The organism is Prescottella soli, assembly GCF_040024445.1.
Lineage (GTDB): Bacteria > Actinomycetota > Actinomycetes > Mycobacteriales > Mycobacteriaceae > Prescottella > Prescottella soli.
The window spans coordinates 4,061,959-4,080,959 of sequence record NZ_CP157276.1 but is presented as its reverse complement, the minus strand read 5'-3'; the positions used below and the strand labels follow the sequence as shown (position 1 = coordinate 4,080,959).

Genomic DNA, 19,001 nt, shown 5'->3' with positions numbered 1-19,001 from the left:
ATCGCCGCGGAATCCCGCGGGCCGGCTCGAGGAATGGGCGTTCAGGCTCGGGTCCACCATTCGGCTCATTAGCATCGATCCATGGCCGACCGGAGCGCCGAGGAGATCGCCGCGACCTTCGACGCGGCTGCCGCCGACTTCGACCGGGTGTCCGCCGACGTGTGGGGCCCGACCGGGCAGTGCCTGGTGTTCCAGGCAGGGCTGCGGCCGGGGGACGCCGTCCTCGACGTCGGCAGCGGGACCGGGGCGTCGGCGCTACCCGCCGCGGCCGCGGTCGGTCCGACCGGCCTGGTGCATGCGATCGACCTGTCCGACGCGATGCTCGAACGGGGCCGGGTCAAGGCGTCGGATCGGGCGCTGCTCAACATCGAGTTCGTCTGCGCCGACGCCACGACGTGGGAGGCTCCGAGCACCGTGCCCGACGCCGGCTACGACGCGCTCATCAGCTCGTACGCGGTGTTCTTCCTGCCGGACATGGACGACGCGTTCGCGCGCCTGCTGCGGCTCGTCCGCCCCGGGGGCACGGTCGGGGTGACCGCCTGGCAGCAGAGCGCCCTGCGCGAGTATGCGACGACGTTCTTCGACGCCCTCGGCCCGCACCTGCCGCAGCCGCTGCCCGATCGCGCCGGGCGGATGGAACCCGCACAGCGCATCGACACCCCCGACAAGCTGCGGGCGTGGCTCGCCGCGGCGGGCAGCGAGGCGGTGGAGGTGCGTGAGCTGCCGATCCTGATCCCGGCTACGGAGGAGTTCTGCTGGAACTTCGTACTGGGCAGCGGTTTGCGCGGGACCCTGTCGGGGCTGGCACCGGACGTCGTCGAGCGGATCCGGGCCGACTTCATGGGCCTGATCACCGACCGCGGGCTGCACACCGTCGACGCGACGACGCTCGTCGGCACGGCGAGGGTCGTCGGATTTCCGTGACCTGAGAGACTGGGGCCATGAGTTCTGCTGCCTCGACCGACGACCGTCGTTACGTTCTGTCTCTGGGTTGCCCCGACCGCACCGGCATCGTGGCCCGCATTTCCGCGTTCCTCGCCGAGATCGGCGGTTGGATCGTCGAGGCCGCATACCACGCCGACGCCGACACCGGCTGGTTCTTCACCCGGCAGGCGGTGCGGGCGTCGTCGATCAGCCTGAGCCTCGAGGAGATGCGGGAGAGGTTCGCGGAGGTCGCCGCGGAGCTCGGCCCGGAGACCGAGTGGACGCTCACCGACACCGGTGAGCGCAAGCGGGTCGTGCTGCTCGTGAGCAAGGAAGGCCACTGCCTGCACGACCTCCTCGGCCGCGTCGCCGCCGGGGAGCTGCAGTGCGACGTCGCCGCCGTGATCGGCAACCATCCCGACCTCGAGCGGGTCACCAAGCGGCACGGCGTCGACTTCCACTACGTCTCGTTCCCGAAGGACCCGGCCGAGCGCGGTCCCGCGTTCGAGCAGGTCCGCAAGCTCGTCGATGCACACGACCCGCATGCGGTCGTGCTGGCCCGCTTCATGCAGGTGCTGCCGCCCGAGCTGTGCGAGCACTGGGCCGGCCGCGCGATCAACATCCACCACAGCTTCCTGCCGTCGTTCATCGGCGCACGTCCGTACCACCAGGCCTTCGCGCGGGGCGTGAAGTTGATCGGCGCCACCTGCCACTACGTGACCGCCGAACTGGACGCCGGCCCGATCATCGAGCAGGACGTCATCCGGGTCGACCACACCGACGAAGTCGCGGACATGGTCCGGCAGGGCCGGGACATCGAGAAGCTGGTGCTGGCACGCGGTCTGCGGTGGCACCTGGAGGACCGCGTCCAGGTGCACGGCCGCAAGACCGTCGTCTTCAGCTGAGCCCGGAGCCCCCGCCCGTCAGTTCAGGCCGCGCAGGCGCTCGACCTCGGCGTTGAAGTCGGCGACCGCCTCCACCGACGTCATGTGGCCGATGCCCGGAAGCACGATCAACCGCTCGAGGTGCTCGGCGTCGTCGAGGACCTGCGCGAGCCGGCGCGCGTGCGACGGCGGCGTGAGCCGGTCCGCGGTACCCACCAGCACCGTGGTCGGCACCTGGAGGTTCTTCAGGCCGTCCTTGATGTCGAGGGTGCTCAGCGCGGCACCCCAGCCGCCGCGGGTGCGGGGGTGACACGCGGTGACGATGCGCTCGCAGAACGCGACCTCGGCGGGCGTCGAACCGGGCGCCAGCGCGATGTACTTGATGGCGCGGGTGGCCATCGGGGACGCGGGCATCGGCATCGCCGAGCCGAGGATCACACGCCCCACCGGCACCGGGATCCGCGGAAAGCGTTGCGGCAGTGGAATGACCGTAGTCTCGGCGACCAGGCTGTCGGTGCCGGTGCTCGCCAGCAGCACCGACTGGGCGTAACGCTGCACCTGCTCGGGGTACCGGCGGGCCCACGCGACGATGCTCATCCCGCCCATGCTGTGACCGACGATCTCCGCCTTGCGTCCGTCGCGCACGGTCGCGGCGAGGACGGCGGCCAGGTCGTCGGCGAGGACGTCCGGGGTCAGCGGAGCGGAACCGATCCCACTGCGGCCGTGTCCGCGCTGGTCGTAGGTGATGACCCGATACTTCTCGGCCAGCGCATTGACCTGCGGGTTCCAGAAGTCGGTCGAACACGTCCACCCGTGGCTGAGCACGATCGGATCGGCTTCGGGCGGTCCGTAGGCCCGCACGTGGAGTTCGGCACCGTCCGCCGAGATGACCGGGATGATCTCCGGTTCCACGCGCGGCGTCGCGAACACCGCGGCCCCCTCGGCCGCGTTCCCACGCGTCGCCGACCCGGACGCCGACCTGCTACGCGCCACGACCACCGCGGCACCCGCCACACCGGCGACACCGATCAACGTCCACAGCCCCCTGCGGGACTTCCGTTCGCTCACTTCCACTCCCATGTTCGCTAGCCGGCGCGCGTCGAGTCCGCCTCGGGCGCAACCTGTTCGAGCTGACTCGCGGCCTTCGCGAGCGCTTTCGAGATCTGTTCCTCCATCGCCTCCGAGAACAAGGCGTGCACCGCGTCGTGCGCAAGCGGGCGCACCTGGTTCACCAGGGCCGCAACCTCCGACACCTTCGCCTCGTCGAGCTCGAGCATTCCGCCCTCGGGAGCGAGGTAGCGGTCCGAGACGAGTTCGACGAATCGTGCGGCGACGTCGCCCAGATCGCGGCGCACCGCCTCGGTCTGCTCGAGGATGTCGGACAGCGGAACCCCCGCGTCGACGAGGACCTGCGCGGCCTCCATCAGCCGCGGGTTTGCCACCGAGTAGTCCTTGCCTGCCTTCGCGAGGACGCCGAGCTGGGTGCCGAGGGCGATGTTGGCCTCGGTGGTCTGGTCGCCGAACATGCGGCGCAGCTCCGACATGGTGAGCTTCGCGGCGCGGCGATACTTCTTCCACCGTCCGCCCGGGTCGTCGGTCTCGAGGACGTCGCGCACCTGCAGGCCGTACTGGGCGGCGGTGAGCAGCTCACTGATCGTGGCGAAGGTGTAGCCACGGTCGAGCATCCGGCCGATCAGGTTGAGCCGCGCGAGGTGCGACTCGTTGTACCAACCGGCCCGGCCCTCCCTGCGCGGCGGGGGAAGCAGGCCCCGATCCTGGTAGACCCGCACGTTCCGCACACTGACGCCGGCCTCGCGCGCGAGGTCGTCGATGCGGTACTCCTTCATGTTCCGCCTTCCCCACTGGAACCGCGACGACGTCGGCGGTTCCGGCGCGGTCGACGGCGTGGGAAATTCTATCGCGGTGAGGGTCGGCACTAGACGATGTGCGCGCGGCGCAGCAGCAGCTTCGACGGCCCGCCGACCAGTCCGCACTCGTCGAGGAACTCGATCGTCTTGCGGGAGCCCTCGCGGATCATCGCGTGGTAGTGCTCGTTGGACTTCGAGGCCCGCTTGGCCTCCTCGACGTCCAGGCCCGCGGCCGCGTACACCTGCTCGTTCACCAGGCACGTGACGATGAAGTACGCCGACACGCCCAGCACGAACCGCTGATAGGCGAGCTTGCGGCGCGACAGGTTCTTCACGCGGCGCACCGTCTCCTCGCGGGCGAACTTGATGTGGCGCGCTTCCTCGAGGACGTGGATCTTGCTGACGGTGCGAGTGATGGGCTGGACCCGCTCGTCCTTCATGAAGTCGCGCTGCATCATGTCGAGGATTTCCTCCGCGAACAGCGTGCCGCCGTACGCGAGGGAGCCCGACGCGGTGGCCTTGAAGAGGCGAGCGGCGTTCAGGATCCACTTCTTGGGTCGGTACGAGGGGATCCCCAACCGCTGCGCCGAGCGCGCGAACATCGTCGAGTGCCGGCACTCGTCGGCGATCTCGGTGAGCGCGAACTGCACGTGCGGCGTCGACGGGTCGTGCGAGTAGATGTCGCGCAGCAGCATCTGCATGAGGATCATCTCGAACCAGATACCGGTGCCGGCAACGCTCGCGGCCTCGTGCCGGGTGAGCGTGATCCGCTGCTTCTCGGTCATCCGGTCCCACAGCTCGGTGCCGTACAGGCTGCACCACTCAGGCGTCATGCCGTACAGGTCCTCGGGAATCGGGGCCTCCCAGTCGACCTCGACGAGCGGGTCGTACGACTTACGCGCCGCCGAGGCGAGCAGACGGGCCGCGGTGTCCTGACGGTCGCCCACCCGCATGTGCCGGCTCGGTGGGAGTTCCAGAGACTCGCCGGGCTTCCCGCGGTGCGCGCTCGGATGGGTGATCGACATCGTCAACTCCTGCTCGGCCGGGCGCTCGCGTGAGTCGCGTTCACGCAGGTCACAGCCCGTAAATCGGAGGCGGATCAGACCTCTTCCAGGCCCTGGTCGACGATAACACTGTCACAATGACCGTTGTCAAGGTTTATCTGTAACTTCGCGTCACGCCACACGGGCGATCGGCATCCGGGCCGGTCCGGTGGCAGTCTCTGTCACGACAGGGCCGACCCGAGCCCCCTCGACAGGAGACATTCGTGGCCAACCGCAGCTACCTCTACACGACGTCCTTCGCGCCGGACGGAGATGCGCCGCGCACCCCCGCCGACCGCGTCTCGGGAATCTCGGAGTGGCCCTACGCGATTCCACTGGTCTTCCGCATCCTGGTTTCGGCGGACCCGCGTCCCTGCCGATCGCTCATCTGGACCGACCACCCGGACCCGATCGCGATCAGCGGACGCTGCGCCCCGGGGATCGACCGACTCGAGCGGTTCCTGGCGCGGATCGATCACCCGGGCCTCGGCTCGCTGGCCGACGACGCCATGACCTTCCTCCGCGCGCACACGGAACCCGACGGCTGCTTCGTCCTCGAGTGCGGCGAGATCTTCGACATGGACGACGAACCGCTCGGCGACCAGAACACGCGCACGCTCGGGGAGCTCGGCGAGATCGACACCGAGGTCGAGGCGACACTGGCCGGCCTCGCACTCACGAAGCCGAACGTCTGGCAGAGGATCTTCAAGCCCGCACCGGAGAGCGTCGAGGCGCCCATCCGCGAACTCGGACTGGGTTACTGGTCCGACACCCTCTACTTCGACCTCGGCGACGAGCGGTAGCTACCAGCAGCTACCAGCGCGGACCCCGCTGGATGTCGTCGACCCGGGGACGGACGTCGACGAGGTAGACACACACGGCCACCACCGCGATGAGCCCGAGCATGTGGACCGGCCCGAACAGGAAGATCACGAGCAGGGACGCGACGAGGATGCCGAGCCAGATCGGCTTGGTCAGCTTGTCCACGGCGGTGAACGCGTCCCTGCGCTGGCGGACCGCATGGAAGACCGCGAAGACCGCTCCGGCGAGCGCGATCAGCCAGAGCACGGTCATGATCAGGCCGGTGAGCCCGTGGGCGTTGAATGTCACGACTCCATCCTACGAACCCGACCGGTATACGCGCAGGCCCCCGCGCAACGGAGTGCGCGGGGGCCGATCCCCGATGGTGGTGCGTGCGATCAATCCCCGCTCAGTCGGTGGCCTTCTTCGCCGGGGCCTTCTTGGCGGCGGGAGCCTTCTTGGCCACCGAAGCCGGGGTGGTCTTGGCGGGTGCAGCCTTCTTCGCCGGAGCCTTCTTGGCGGCGGGCCGCGGGGCCGGGGCAGCCTTGGGAGAGGCAGCCTCGACGCGCTCGGCGGCGGCAGCGGACGTCGACTCGGCACGCTCACCGGCGGCCTCGACGCGGTTCGCGACGGTGTCACCGGTCTCGGACAGGCGGCTGGCGACGGAGTCCCCGGTCTCCGACAGCACCACGGCGGCCTCGTCGGCGACGTCGCTGATGCGCCCGGCGGCGCGGCCGGCGAGCTTCGCGGCCTGCTCACCGACGGCGCGCGTCTGACGCGCCACGGTGCCGAGCGCCTCCTCGGTCAGTTCGACGGCGTCGCCGAAGGCAGCCTCGGCACGCCCGATCTGCTCCTCGACGGCCGGCTGCCGGCGGATGCGCTCGACGGCCTCCTCGCCGCGCTCGGCGAGTGCGACGTACAGGTCGGACGCGACCTTGAGGTACGCCTCGGCGACCTTGCGCAGCTCCTCGGCGGTGAACCGCTCGCGCAGCTCGGCGAGCTCCTCGGGAAGCTCGGACGGCAGCGCGGCGAGGCGCTCGCGCAGCTGCTCGACGCCGTCGGACACCTCGTTGGGCAAGTTGGCCCAGCGCTCGCGGGCCTCGTCGAGCCGACCGGACATGTCGGTGTTCGTGTTCTCGGTGCGTGCCCGCACCTGGGACACGACGTCGGCGACGGCCTGGACCACCAGGTCACCGGTGCCGACGGCAGCGTAGAACGGGGTCTTCACGTTCTCGATGAACTTCGGATCAGTCATTCTCGGATCTCCTGTCGAGTGGATCTGCGATCTCGTGCTCTTCTTCGTCCGAGGCAGCCATACCCCCCGGGGCCTGATCGGCGGTTTCGGACTGTTTCGGGTCGTTCTCCCGACAGAACGACTCGTAGATCTCGAGCAGCACCTGCTTCTGGCGTTCGGTGATGGCACCGTCGGCCAGCAAGGCGTCCCGGACCGGGCTGTGCGGGCGCTTCTCGAGGATCCCTGCCTGCATGTACAGAACCTCGGACGAGACCCGGAGCCCCTTCGCGATCTGCGCGAGGACGTCGGCGGACGGCTTGCGCAGTCCACGTTCGATCTGACTCAGGTAGGGATTGCTGACGCCGGCGAGTTGGGCGAGCTGGCGCAGTGAGACCTGTGCCGCTTCTCGCTGCGAACGAATGAAACTGCCGATGTCCTGAGCGGCGCCGGCGACAACGCGTGCCGCACCGCTCATGTCGTCGGGCTCGTCGACCATCAGTACTCCCTGTTCTGTACGCAAATCCCACGGTAGAACAGGGTGCTAACTATTGCAAGCACTCTTGTTAGCACGTGACCGGCGCCACACGGAACCGGACCGATCAGGTGAAGAGCAGCTCCGAGATCGTGTAGATGGACAGGCCGGCGAGGGCGCCGACGACGGTGCCGTTGATGCGGATGAACTGCAGATCTCGGCCCACCTGGAGCTCGATCTTGCGGCTCGCTTCCTCGGCGTCCCACCGCTGCACGGTCTCGGTGATGACCGCGGTGATCTCGTCGGTGTAGTTCTCGGCGATGTACCGGGTACCCGACAGCAGCCAGCCGTCGACCTTGGCGCGCAGGTCGGCGTCGTCGCGCAGTCGCACCCCGAGATGGACGACGTTCTCGGCGATCTTGCGGCGCAGGGTGCTGTTCGGGTCGTCGACGGACTCCATGATGAGCCGCTTGGCCACGCGCCACGTCGCGGCGGCGAGCCCGGTGATCTCCTCGCGCCCCATGATCTCGGCCTTGATCGACTCGGCCTTCGCGATGGTCGCGGGATCGTTCTGCAGGTCGTCGGCGAAATCGATGAGGAACCGGTTCGCGGCGAGCCGCACCTCGTGCTCCGGGTTCGACCGGACCTTCCACGTGAACTCGACCAGCTCGCGGTAGATCTTCTCGCCCAGCATCGCGTCCACGAACTTGGGCGACCACGACGGCGAGTCCCGGCTGATGATGCGGTCGATCGTGTCCTGGCTGTTGAGCGCCCACTGGTGGGCCCGTTCGGCGAGCAGGTCCAGCAGCGGCAGCTGCCGGTTCTCGCGCAGCAGTTCGGCCAGCACCTTGCCGATGGGCGGACCCCAGTCGGGCTCGGCGATCCGCCGGACGATGGTGTTGTCGATGATTGCGGTGATGTCGTCGTCCTCGAGGACCTCCACGACGCCCCGCAGCAGCGTCGCCGTCTCCGCGGCGACGCGCTGCGCGTGCGCGGGTTCGGCCATCCAGGTCCCCACCCGCAGCGGGATCTGCGCGTTCTCGACCTTGGCCGAGACGACCTCGGGGGCGAGGAAGTTGTCGCCGACGAAGTTGCTCAGGCTCTCGCCGAGCTGATCCTTCTTGCGCTTGATGATCGCGGTGTGCGGGATCTTCAGCCCGAGGGGATGCCGGAACAGCGCGGTAACCGCGAACCAGTCGGCCAGCGCGCCGACCATGCCGGCCTCCGACGCGGCACGCACGTACCCGACCCACGCGCCGGCGCCGCGGACCTCCTGCCACCGGCAGAACAGGTAGATGACGGTCGCGAAGACCAGGAAACCGGTCGCGACCGCCTTCATCCTCCGCAGTTCGTGGCGCTTGGCGGCGTCGTCGAAGACACCGGCGAACGCCGAGGGGCCTTCGGGCCTCGGAGACTGCGGACGGGACCGGCGTGCGGGCGGCACGGGTGACTGTTCGGACTGCACGGGCTGCACATCCGACATTGTGCCGAAATCCGTGTTCAGACCGCAGAGATAGACCTCACTCCCGGCCGATACGCCGATTAAGCTGACCTTCTGGATCAACCCCGAACGGATGTGGCGAACCCCAGTGCCGAAACAAAGCGCAGATCTGCAGCAGACAACCGAAGAGACGACCGTCAAGAGCGAGAAGCCCGACGGCCGCAAGCGTCGCTGGCGCGAGCACAAGATCGCGCGCCGCGAGGAACTCGTCGACGGCACGATCGCCGCGATCCGAGCGCGGGGACGCGACGTCGGAATGGACGACATCGCGTCGGAGATCGGCGTCTCGAAGACCGTCCTGTACCGGTACTTCACCGACAAGAACGACCTGACGAGCGCGACGATGATGCGCTACGTCGAGACGATCCTGGCTCCGCGGATGTACGAGGCGATCGGCGAGGATCTCGACGAGTACGACCTCACCCGCGTCGCGATCTCCGCGTACGTCGAGACCGTCGCGGCGGATCCCGAGGTGTACCTGTACGTGATGGCGAACAGTTCGGGACCCAACCGCGACGTGGTCGCCGATTCCGAGCGCATGATCGCCGAGCTGCTCGCCACGGTCCTCGGCGAGCGGCTGCGCGGCATGGACATGGACTCCGGAGGCTCGGTGCCGTGGGCGTACGGCGTCGTCGGGGCGGTGCAGTTGGCGACGCACTGGTGGATCTCGAACCAGTCGATGTCGACGGACGACCTCATCGACTACCTCGTGATGATGACGTGGGGCGGTATCTCGGGCATCGCGGCGTCCAACGGTTCGCCGACCCGGTTCAAGTCGGTACCGCACCCGCTGCGCGAGGAGTCCTCCGAGGACTGACACCGACCGACCACATCTTGTGTAACCGTCGGTAACAGGTATCCTGGCGGTGTGACCGACTTCACCGACCAGCACGACGAACCGGCCGGCTACCGGGGCCCCGCCCACGTCACCGTCGCCCCGCACCCCCCGGTGATCGTCGACGTCGAGCTGTCCGGCAACTTCGACCCGATCAGCGGCCGGTTCGTGTGGCGCGGACGGGTGCGGGAGCTGACGCCCGCGCTCGGCGGCGGAGTCGACGTGCCCGCAGCGACCGAACTGACCGTCACGACCCCGGACGGGTCCGGGGTGGCCCGGGTCAGCGGCACGGACCTGTGGGGCAGCCACATGGTCGACGGCGTCACCCGCCCGCCGTTCCCGATCCTCGAGGATCTGGAGAACACCGAGGGGCTCATCTAGTGTGACCCGCGGCACGCAGCCGCAGCCCGACCCGTGCCGCAGTCCGTCGTCACCCCCGCCCGGAGGTCTTCGTTGACCGACAAGGTCCCCACGTCCCGCCTCGTGCGCGGTTCCAAGCTCGGACAGGTGGCCGCCGGCCGCGTCATCCGGGGCGCCGGCACCCGCATGTCGATGATCGGTCGTTCCGAGCAGGTCCGTGCCCGGCTGGCGGAGAAGTCCGCGATCGCCGCCGCCGACCAACTGGTCACCGTCCTGGGCGGCATGAAGGGCGTGGCGATGAAGCTCGGCCAGATGCTGTCGATCCTCGACCTCGACCTGGTTCCCGAGGAACATCGAGAAGACTTCCAGCGCAAGCTCGCCGCGCTGCGCGACCAGGCGCCGACGACGTCGTTCGACACGATGCGCGGCGTGATCGAGGCCGACTACGGGCGCCCGCTCTCCGAGGTGTTCGCGGACTTCGACCCCGAGGCCGTCGCGGCCGCGTCGATCGGCCAGGTGTACCGGGCCCGGCTGCACGACGGTCGTGACGTCGCGGTCAAGGTGCAGTACCCGGGGATCGACGCCGCGATCCGGGCCGACATGAAGAACCTGACGATGTTCCTGAAGATCTGGAAGTCGACGGTTCCGACGCTGTCCACCCCGGCACTGCTGGGCGAGCTGCAGCTGAACTTCGAGGGCGAACTCGACTACGAACGCGAGGCCCGCACCCAGCACGAGATCGCGCGCCTGTACGCCGATCACCCGTTCATCGCCGTCCCCGACAGCATCCCGGAACTCAGCACCCGGCGCGTGCTGGTGAGCGAGTTCTTCGGCGGCACCGGGTTCGCGGGGATCCAGGCGCTCCCCCAGGAGGAGCGAAACCGCATCGGCGAGATCATCTTCCGCTTCTACATCGGATCGCTGTACCGCTATCACGAGTTCTGCGGGGATCCGCATCCCGGCAACGTGCTGCTGGGCGACGACGGCCGGATCGGGTTCGTCGACTTCGGCCTGTTCAACCGGATGGACGCCGAGCACGTCGCGTTCGAGAAGCAGTGCCTGCGCGCGGCGACCGAGGGACGCCGCGACGACCTCTTCGCGCTCATGGTGCGGCGCGGCGTCATCGACCCCGATGGCGACGTGACGCCCGACGAGTGCCTGGAGTACGTCTACGCCGCGGCCGAGTGGAATCTCGTGGACGAGGAGATCGCGATCACCCCGGACATGGCGAGCACGGGCTTCCTGCTCGCGATCGATCCGCGGGCGTCGGAGTTCTCGGGCATGAAGAGTCAGAACCTCCCGCCCGAGCACCTGTTCTCCCGCCGGGCCGACTTCCTGACCTTCGGCATCCTGGGGCAACTCGACGCGAGCGCCAATTGGCACCGCATCGGTCGAGAATGGGTGTACGGCGATCCCGCGGCAACCGAACTCGGTGTCGCAGAGGAACTCTGGCGACTCGGCCGCTGAATCCTTCCCCACCCGCCCACCCTGTGGCACAGTCTGTGCATGGCAGCGGACGGGCACGACGAACTGTGGAAGACACCGGCGGTCGAGGCGCTGCGCGTCGGACCACACACCAAGGTCACCAAGATCGACCCCAAGGCGACGCCCGGATTCGTCGGCCACAAGGCCGACGGTGAGCGGATGCTCGAGGAGCGCGGCGCGGTACTGTCGGCGTTGCAGGAGAAGCTGTACGCCAACGGCCGTTCGGGCGACAAGCGCTCGGTGCTGCTGATCCTGCAGGGCATGGACACCGCGGGCAAGGGCGGCATGGTCCGCCACGTCATCGGTCACGTCGATCCGCAGGGCGTCGACCACGCGGCGTTCGGCGTGCCGACCCCCGAGGAGAAGCGCCACCACTACCTGTGGCGCATCAACAAGGCCCTTCCCCGCGGCGGACAGCTGGGGGTGTTCGACCGATCGCACTACGAGGACGTGCTGGTGGTCCGCGTGCACGATCTCGTACCACCCGAGGTGTGGAGCGGCCGCTACGACGAGATCAACCAGTTCGAGCGCGAACTCGTCTACAACGGGACGACCCTCGTGAAGGTCGCGATGTTCGTCTCCCTCGACGAACAGAAGCAGCGGTTGGCGGAGCGACTCGACCGCCGCGACAAGTACTGGAAGTACAACCCCGGTGACATCTCCGAGCGGGCCCTGTGGCCGCGGTACCAGGAGGCGTACCAGGCGATGCTGGACAAGACGTCGACGGACTACGCGCCGTGGTACGTCGTGCCGTGCGACCGCAAGTGGTACAGCCGAATTGCGGTGACGGAGCTACTGATCGACGCGCTCGAGCGCCTCGACCTGGACTGGCCGCCGGCCGAGTTCGACATCGAGGTCGAGAAGGCGCGCTTGTCCCGCGCCTGACCTGGACCTCCGGGCGGCATCGACGTCAGAGCATGTGCGGCGTGCTGTGGTGCATCTTGTGATCGTGGTGGGTGACGCCACCGAAGATCGCCGCCGACGACGCGAACGACGTCAGCGACACGAGCCCGGCGATCACCGCCCAACCAGCGAATCCACCACCGGCGGCCACCAGGAACAGTCCCATCGTGGCGATACCGGTCAGCGCGAGTCCGTATCCAGCCCATCCGGCGAAGTCGTTGACAGTCATCTTCAACTCCTCCCTCGTGCCACGACGCTACGCCGCACAGGTCCGGTTCGCGAGAAACCGACCGGTCGACGCCGCGCCCGAAATGACCTGCCGCCCGCGCGATCGCGTCCGCGGGAGGTCAGGACGGGCGCAGCACCGCCCCGAGTGGCCGGGGTCGGCCGTGGCGGCGTCGCAGGGCACGTCGGACGCGCGCGTCGATCACGGCGGGGTTCGACAGGTCGTGCCACGTCCACCGGACAACTTCCCAGCCGGTGTCGCGGATCGAATCCTCGCGCTGCTTCTCGGCGAACACCGCGTCGCCGGGGTCCTGGCCGTCTCGAAGGTATTTGCCGTACTTGATCTTTCCGTCGAACTCCCCGACGACACCGGCGCCGGCGAAGAGGAAGTCGACGCGGCCGAGGACCCTCCCGTCGGCGTCCAGCAGCGAAGCCTGCAGCTCCGGCACGTCGTACCCGAGTGCGGCCAGCGCGACGCGGCTGCGCGATTCGCCGACGCTCTCACTGCGCCCGTCGAGGAATCCCAGTGCCCGCCGGGCAGCGGGGTGGCCGGGCCGACGCTCGGCGTAGGCCAGTGCGTCGGCGACGGCGGTGGCCGGCAACTTCGCCGCGCGTAGGCCCGCGTCGCCGACGACGACGGCGGCCTCGAACGGTACGGTCCGGCACAGGTCGGCCACGGTGCGGGCGATCGAGGTGACGGCGATTCCGTCGCACCGCACCACATCCGCTGCCGGAAGCGGTGCGGGGTGCGAGTGCAGGTGCCGAGTGCGCTTGCCGCCGCCGGATCTGTCGCGGGTGACGTGGACGCGATCGAGAGGCAGCGCCCACACCGGCAGACCGTGCAGCACGGCGGCGGACTGGTGACTGACGACGGCGTCGGCGCTCACCCCGGGCAGGGTCGCGCGGATCAGTTCGCGGTGGAGCTGGGCCGCGTCGAGCGCGGCGAACGCGTCGTCGGCCAGATAGGTCCCGGGCCGCAGACGCCGCAGCCCCCCACTGCGACAGGTCGCCCGGAGTTCGCCGTCGGTGTAGCCGCGAGCGAGCGCGTCGCGCCGACGCAGCACGGTGGGAATCGGTTCGCTCATGCCCCGATCCTGGCCGGGCGGTGCTCCGCCTCCGGCGCGGAAACCTCCGTCCACAGCCGTCCTGTGGACAACCGCCGGGCTGTGCACAACTGCTCCCGCTCCCGAAGTGACCCGCCGCCCGACCCGCGCAATCGCGTCCGCGCGAGGTCATTTCGGGAGCGGGGCGGCCCGTCAGAACGTGGACGCGTCGATCACGAAGCGGTAGCGCACGTCGCTGGCGACGACGCGGTCGTAGGCCTCGTTGATCCGGTCCGCGGAGATCAGTTCGATCTCGGCGCCGATGCCGTGCTCGGCGCAGAAGTCCAGCATCTCCTGGGTCTGCGGGATGCCGCCGACGAGCGACCCGGCGAGGCTGCGACGGTTCTTGAGCAGCGAGAATCCGCGCACACTGATCGGGTTCTCGGGCAGGCCGAGTTCGACGAGGGTGCCGTTGACGGCGAGCATCGACAGGTACCGGTCCATGTCGAGGTTGACCGAGACCGTGTTGAGGATCAGGTCGAACGCTCCGCGCAGCGCCTTGAAGGTCTCCTTCTCGGCGGTGGCGTAGTAGTGGTCGGCGCCGAAGCGCAGGCCGTCGTCCTTCTTGCTCAGCGACTGGCTCAGCACGGTCACCTCGGCGCCCATCGCGTGTGCGATCTTGACGCCGACGTGGCCCAGGCCGCCCATCCCGACAATCGCGACCTTCTTGCCGGGGCCGGCGCCCCAGTGCGCGAGCGGCGAGTACAGGGTGATGCCGGCGCACAGCAGCGGTGCGGCGACGTCGAGCGCCAGACCGTCCGGGATGGACAGCACGAAGTCCTCGTCCACGACGATGTGCGTGGAATATCCACCGGCCGTGCGCTTTCCGTCACGACCGACAGTGTTGTAGGTGTCGACGACGCCGTTCTCGCAGTACTGCTCCTCACCGGCCTCGCAACTCGGGCAGGTGCGGCACGAGTCGACGAAACAGCCGACACCCACCCGGTCCCCCACCGAGTATCGGGCGACCTCCGACCCGACCTCGGCGACGATTCCGGCGATCTCGTGGCCGGGCACCACCGGGTACGAGGTTCCACCCCACTCGTTGCGCGCGGTGTGGATGTCGGAGTGACAGATACCCGCGTACTTGATCTCGATGAGCACGTCGCGGGGGCCGACGGCGCGGCGTTCGATGGTGGTCTTCTCGAGGGGGCCGTCGGCGGAGTTCGCCGCGTAGGCGGAAGCGGTAAGCATCCCCCATGCCTACCCGGTACTCGGGAACACACGCAACGGACCCCCTGCTACCTGCACGGACGAATCGGACCGTTCCATCCGAAATCGCCCGCACGCTCGATTCGTCCGCCTAGCATCTCCGCAACTGAACACATGTCCACATCGCCATCCGGAAGTTGCTCACACGACGTGAACCGAGGGATCGAATGTGCAAATACCGTGTTGCGTTCGTCGCGGCGTTAGCCGCGTTCTCAGTCGCCGCCCTGCCCTCCGCATCGGCGGCGCCACCGCCCGCCACTATCACCGCCCTGCACGCCGACGGCACCGCACTAGTCGACGGCTACGGGCGCACCGTGCTGCTGCACGGCGTCAACAACGTCGACAAGGATGCGCCGTACCTGCCTGCGGGTGAAACCCTGACGCCGCAGGACATCGATATCCTCGTCCGGCACGGCTTCAACACCGTCCGCCTCGGCACCTCATTCGACGCGCTGATGCCGCAGCGCGGCCAGCTCGACGAGGCGTACCTCGACCGGATCACCGGCGTGGTCGACGCGCTGACCGCCCGCGGCATCCATGTCCTGCTCGACAACCACCAGGACGGCCTCTCGAAACCGTGGGGCGGCAACGGCTTCCCCGCGTGGTCCATCGAGTCCCGGCCGCAGGAGTGGGAGCCGAACCCGAGCTTCCCGCTCTTCTATCTGATGCCGAGCATGAACGCCGGCTGGGACGAGGTGTGGAACAACACGCACGGCACACTCGACTACCTCGGCACCGCCCTCGGCGCACTGGCGGCGCGAGTCGAGGGCAAGCCGGGCGTGATGGGAATCGAGCTCTTGAACGAACCGTGGCCCGGGTCGAAGTTCCTGACCTGCTTCCCGAACGGATGCACGGACTTCGACCGCACGTACCAAGCCGCGATGCAGAAGCTGACGGACGCCGTCCGCGCGCAGAACCCGACGATTCCGGTGTACTGGGAGCCCAACGTCACGTGGAACCAGATGATGCCGTCGAACCTGTTCAACCCACCGAAGACGCCCGCGGTCACCGGCCCGGACATCGTCTTCGCGCCGCACGACTACTGCATTCCCAGCCAGCTCGCGATCTACCTCGGGCTGCCGCAGGAACTGCGCGGGCTGTGCGTTCCGCAGCAGGACCTGACGTGGTCCAACATCGACGCGATCACCGAGCGCGCGAACATCCCGACGGTGGTCACCGAGTTCGGCGACGGCGATCCGACGGTGCTGAAGAACACGCTCGCCCGCGCGGACGAACGCTTCATCGGCTGGCAGTACTGGCATTTCGGCGCCGGCAACACCACGGACCCGTTCCTCGGTGACGTGGGACGTCAGCTCGTGCGCACGTATCCGCAGGCCACGGCCGGGGAGCCCGGGCGCATGATCTTCGACGCCGACGACGGCGACTTCGCGTACCGCTACACGCCGCGGGCCTCGACGAGGCCCACCGAGATCTTCGTGTCGGATCTGCACTACCCGGACGGGTACGCCGTGCAGGCCGACGGCGGCCAGGTCACGTCGGCACCGGGCGCGCGGATCGTCACCGTCGTCGCCGACGGCAGCGGCCCGGTCACCGTCAAGATCAACCGTCCGGGCTCGCCGGGCGCCGAGGTGCCGGACGGGCCGATCACCACCGGATCGTCCGGCAGCTCCGAAGGTTCCGGCGGATCGAGCAGTTCCGGAAGCTCCGGCTCACTCGGCAGCAGCGGGTCGCTCGGCAGCTCGGGGTCCTAGAACACAGCTCACCGGGATCGGATCCGCAGACGATCCGATCCCGGTGAGCTGCAAGGGCCGGCGTGCCTACCCCTGCGCGGCACGCCGCCGCAGTCGCCGAGCCGCCGCGACGAGGTTGCGCAACGACGGCTCGAGCTGCCAGTAGTGGCGGGTCTTGAGTCCGCCGTCGGGGTTCGCCCACAGCCGGTCGAGGTCCACCGATTCGGCGGCCTCGGTCAGCAGAGCGTCGAGTTCGTCGATGTCGGGGATCCGCGCCGAACGGCTCTCGTAGACACCGGGTCCGACACCGTGCGTGAGCGCTTTCTCCTTGATCGCATCGAGCACCCATCCGATCGACCGGGTGGCGACGATCGCGGTGACGTCCGCGTCGAGCCGCTCGATCGCGTCGACGACCGACCGCTGGCCCGAGTACGTCAGGTGCGTGTGGATCTGCGTCTGCGGCTTGGCACCGCCCGTCGCCAGACGGAACGCGTCGACCGCCCAGTCCAGGTACTCCTTACGCCCGGTCTCGCGCAGCGGCAACAGTTCCCGGATCGCCGGCTCGTCGACCTGGATGATCGCGATTCCCGCGGCCTCGAGGTCGGCGATCTCGTCGCGGATCGCGAGCGCGAGCTGGTCCGCGGTCTCGTGCAGCGGCTGATCCTGACGCACGAACGAGCGTGCCAGCATCGTCACCGGACCGGTGAGCATGCCCTTGACCGGCTTGTCGGTGAGCGACTGCGCGTACGCGATCCACTCGACCGTCATCGCCTTCGGACGACGGATGTCGCCGTACAGCACCGGCGGACGCGTGCACCGCGAGCCGTACGCCTGCACCCAACCGTTGTGCGTGAACGCGTACCCCTCGAGCAGTTCCGCGAAGTACTGCACCATGTCGTTGCGTTCGTGCTCGCCGTGAACGAAGACATCGAGGCCGATGTCCTCCTGCAACGCAATGGTTTTCGCGATCTCGTCCTGGAGCCGCTTGTAGTACTCGTCCCAGCCGAGTCGCCCCTCGCCCAGTTCGTAACGGGCCTGGCGGATCTCGTTCGTCTGCGGGAACGACCCGAGCGTGGTGGCCGGCACCGGCGGCAGGTTCAGCCGCGCCTGCTGCGCGAGGCGCCGCTCCTCGTACGGAGCACGGACGCGATCCGCGGGGGTGATCGCGTTGACGCGCGCGCGGACGTCGTGCTTCTGCTTGAAGTGCACCGACGTCGGCTTCTTGCGCCAGCGTTCGGACGGTCCCTCGGTGAGGGCCTTCGCCAGCGAGACGACCTCGCCCACCTTCTGTTTCGCGAACGCGAGGCGGTCGGCGACGTCGCCGTGCATGTCGTACTCCATGAGCACGTCGTACGGGACGTGCAGCAGCGAGCACGACGTCGACACGACCAGGTCGGGGGTGACGTCCTTGATCTGGTTCAGGTAGGTGAGCGTGTTGAACCGGTCCACCCGCCACACGTTGCGGCCGTCGACGATGCCGGCGTAGATCCGCTTGCGCCTGATGCCGGGGATCTTCGCGAGTTCCTCGGCCGTGATGCGACCGTTGACCAGGTCCAGGCCGAGTGCCTCGATGGGCGTCGCGGCGAGGATCGGCAGTGCCTCGCCGAGGTGGCCGTACGGCCCGGTCACGAGGATGCGCGGACGCAGGGGGGCGTGCGCGAGGTCCTGGTACGCACGGCCGAGGGCAGCGAGTTCCTCCGGGGTGCGGTCCTCGGTGAAGCACGGCTCGTCGAGCTGCACGCACGTCGCACCGGCCTTGGCGAGCTGCGCGAACAGCTTCTCGTATTCCGGCAGCAGCTTGTCGAGCAGGCCGAGGGTCTCGAAACCCTCCTGGGTGGAGCCGGGAGCGATCTTCGACAGCAGCAGCAACGACACCGGCCCGAGCACCACCGGACGCAGTTCGATGCCCATCGCCTTGGCGCGCTCGAACTCGTCGAGCAATGCGCCCGAACGCAATTCGAACGTAGAGTTCTCGGACAGCTCGGGCTGACGGTAGTAGTAGTTGGTGCCGAAGAACCGCACCAGTTCGAGCGGCGGGAAGTCGGGACGACCGCGGGCGATCGTGAAGTAGAAGTCGAGCGGATCGAGTTCGCTCTCGAGCTGGGCGAACCGCTCGGGGACCGCGCCGAACAACAGTGCGTTGTCGAGGACGTGATCGTAGTAGGAGAACGTGTTTCCGGGGACCTGCGTCAACCCGGTGGCGGCCAGCTCGCTCCAGGTCTGCTCCTGCAATTCCTGTGCGACGGAGACGAGTTCGGCCTTGGTTCCCGTCCCGTGCCAGTAGGCCTCGAGGGCCCGCTTGAGTTCGCGACGGGGCCCGATGCGCGGGTATCCGAGGACGCTGGATCCGTACCCGGCGGTGTTTGCGGCGGACATTCGGATCGACCTTTCCCTTCAGCGCCTGGAGCCCGTGCGCCTTTTCCGCTACCGAGAGCGCGGAGAAGGCGCACGGGCGCCGAG

19 protein-coding genes are annotated in these 19,001 nt (G+C 68.5%); 8 read left to right on the top strand and 11 right to left on the bottom strand.

The features are described from left to right. The first annotated feature begins 81 nt into the window (after positions 1–81). Both ABI214_RS18910 and purU read left to right on the top strand, forming a co-directional pair. A complete protein-coding gene (locus ABI214_RS18910) occupies positions 82–924 on the top strand; it encodes a class I SAM-dependent methyltransferase (RefSeq protein ID WP_348604045.1) in 843 nt (280 codons plus the stop codon). A 17-nt stretch (positions 925–941) separates the two neighbouring features. Then, a complete protein-coding gene (purU, locus tag ABI214_RS18905; protein WP_348604044.1) occupies positions 942–1,829 on the top strand; it encodes a formyltetrahydrofolate deformylase in 888 nt (295 codons plus the stop codon). An 18-nt stretch (positions 1,830–1,847) separates the two neighbouring features. Here the strand turns inward: purU and ABI214_RS18900 are convergent, their stop codons facing one another. From ABI214_RS18900 to ABI214_RS18890, 3 genes are all read right to left on the bottom strand, one after another. Further along, the gene (locus tag ABI214_RS18900) at positions 1,848–2,876 is read right to left on the bottom strand and encodes an alpha/beta fold hydrolase (RefSeq protein WP_408587150.1); all 1,029 of its coding nucleotides are present in this window, start codon (positions 2,874–2,876) and stop codon (positions 1,848–1,850) included. Positions 2,877–2,893: 17 nt separating this feature from the next. Beyond that, positions 2,894–3,655 (bottom strand): MerR family transcriptional regulator, encoded by a 762-nt coding sequence (locus ABI214_RS18895; RefSeq protein ID WP_348604043.1) that lies wholly within the window; start codon positions 3,653–3,655, stop codon positions 2,894–2,896. Positions 3,656–3,744: 89 nt separating this feature from the next. Then, positions 3,745–4,629 carry an AurF N-oxygenase family protein gene (locus ABI214_RS18890; RefSeq protein ID WP_348611769.1) on the bottom strand — a complete coding sequence of 295 codons (885 nt, stop codon included), beginning with the start codon at positions 4,627–4,629 and terminating at the stop codon, positions 3,745–3,747. A 314-nt stretch (positions 4,630–4,943) separates the two neighbouring features. Here ABI214_RS18890 and ABI214_RS18885 point away from each other — a divergent pair, with 314 nt between their 5' ends. Beyond that, the gene (locus ABI214_RS18885; RefSeq protein WP_348604042.1) at positions 4,944–5,522 is read left to right on the top strand and encodes a hypothetical protein; all 579 of its coding nucleotides are present in this window, start codon (positions 4,944–4,946) and stop codon (positions 5,520–5,522) included. A 10-nt stretch (positions 5,523–5,532) separates the two neighbouring features. Here the strand turns inward: ABI214_RS18885 and ABI214_RS18880 are convergent, their stop codons facing one another. From ABI214_RS18880 to ABI214_RS18865, 4 genes are all read right to left on the bottom strand, one after another. Next, complete coding sequence (locus ABI214_RS18880; RefSeq protein ID WP_348604041.1) at positions 5,533–5,829, bottom strand: DUF2516 family protein; 297 nt, start codon at positions 5,827–5,829, stop codon at positions 5,533–5,535. Positions 5,830–5,929: 100 nt separating this feature from the next. Next, the gene (locus ABI214_RS18875) at positions 5,930–6,775 is read right to left on the bottom strand and encodes a heparin-binding hemagglutinin (protein ID WP_348604040.1); all 846 of its coding nucleotides are present in this window, start codon (positions 6,773–6,775) and stop codon (positions 5,930–5,932) included. Then, positions 6,768–7,250, bottom strand: coding sequence for a helix-turn-helix domain-containing protein (locus ABI214_RS18870; protein ID WP_348604039.1), 483 nt, complete (start codon positions 7,248–7,250; stop codon positions 6,768–6,770). The genes ABI214_RS18875 and ABI214_RS18870 overlap by 8 nt, the downstream gene beginning before the upstream one ends. 103 nt (positions 7,251–7,353) lie before the next feature. Then, on the bottom strand, positions 7,354–8,565 hold the full coding sequence (locus ABI214_RS18865) for a DUF445 domain-containing protein (protein ID WP_348611766.1): 1,212 nt from the start codon (positions 8,563–8,565) through the stop codon (positions 7,354–7,356). Positions 8,566–8,800: 235 nt separating this feature from the next. Here ABI214_RS18865 and ABI214_RS18860 point away from each other — a divergent pair, with 235 nt between their 5' ends. From ABI214_RS18860 to ABI214_RS18845, 4 genes are all read left to right on the top strand, one after another. Further along, on the top strand, positions 8,801–9,544 hold the full coding sequence (locus tag ABI214_RS18860; RefSeq protein WP_348604038.1) for a TetR/AcrR family transcriptional regulator: 744 nt from the start codon (positions 8,801–8,803) through the stop codon (positions 9,542–9,544). A 51-nt stretch (positions 9,545–9,595) separates the two neighbouring features. Further along, positions 9,596–9,943 (top strand): DUF4873 domain-containing protein, encoded by a 348-nt coding sequence (locus ABI214_RS18855; protein WP_348604037.1) that lies wholly within the window; start codon positions 9,596–9,598, stop codon positions 9,941–9,943. A gap of 72 nt (positions 9,944–10,015) precedes the next feature. Then, entirely contained in the window at positions 10,016–11,389 is a 1,374-nt protein-coding gene (locus tag ABI214_RS18850) for an ABC1 kinase family protein (protein ID WP_348604036.1), read from the top strand. A gap of 39 nt (positions 11,390–11,428) precedes the next feature. Further along, positions 11,429–12,292 carry a polyphosphate kinase 2 family protein gene (locus ABI214_RS18845; protein WP_348604035.1) on the top strand — a complete coding sequence of 288 codons (864 nt, stop codon included), beginning with the start codon at positions 11,429–11,431 and terminating at the stop codon, positions 12,290–12,292. A gap of 25 nt (positions 12,293–12,317) precedes the next feature. On the opposite strand, the gene ABI214_RS18840 is transcribed toward ABI214_RS18845, so the two are convergent. From ABI214_RS18840 to ABI214_RS18830, 3 genes are all read right to left on the bottom strand, one after another. Further along, on the bottom strand, positions 12,318–12,539 hold the full coding sequence (locus ABI214_RS18840; RefSeq protein WP_348604034.1) for a hypothetical protein: 222 nt from the start codon (positions 12,537–12,539) through the stop codon (positions 12,318–12,320). A gap of 118 nt (positions 12,540–12,657) precedes the next feature. Further along, a complete protein-coding gene (locus ABI214_RS18835) occupies positions 12,658–13,620 on the bottom strand; it encodes a hypothetical protein (protein ID WP_348604033.1) in 963 nt (320 codons plus the stop codon). Positions 13,621–13,791: 171 nt separating this feature from the next. After that, on the bottom strand, positions 13,792–14,832 hold the full coding sequence (locus ABI214_RS18830) for an NAD(P)-dependent alcohol dehydrogenase (protein WP_348604032.1): 1,041 nt from the start codon (positions 14,830–14,832) through the stop codon (positions 13,792–13,794). Positions 14,833–15,017: 185 nt separating this feature from the next. Between ABI214_RS18830 and ABI214_RS18825 the strand changes: the two genes are divergently transcribed. Further along, positions 15,018–16,562 (top strand): cellulase family glycosylhydrolase, encoded by a 1,545-nt coding sequence (locus tag ABI214_RS18825; RefSeq protein WP_348604031.1) that lies wholly within the window; start codon positions 15,018–15,020, stop codon positions 16,560–16,562. A 66-nt stretch (positions 16,563–16,628) separates the two neighbouring features. Here ABI214_RS18825 and metE read toward each other — a convergent pair whose 3' ends face one another. Continuing rightward, entirely contained in the window at positions 16,629–18,917 is a 2,289-nt protein-coding gene (gene metE, locus ABI214_RS18820) for a 5-methyltetrahydropteroyltriglutamate--homocysteine S-methyltransferase (RefSeq protein ID WP_348604030.1), read from the bottom strand. Positions 18,918–19,001 lie beyond the last annotated feature (84 nt).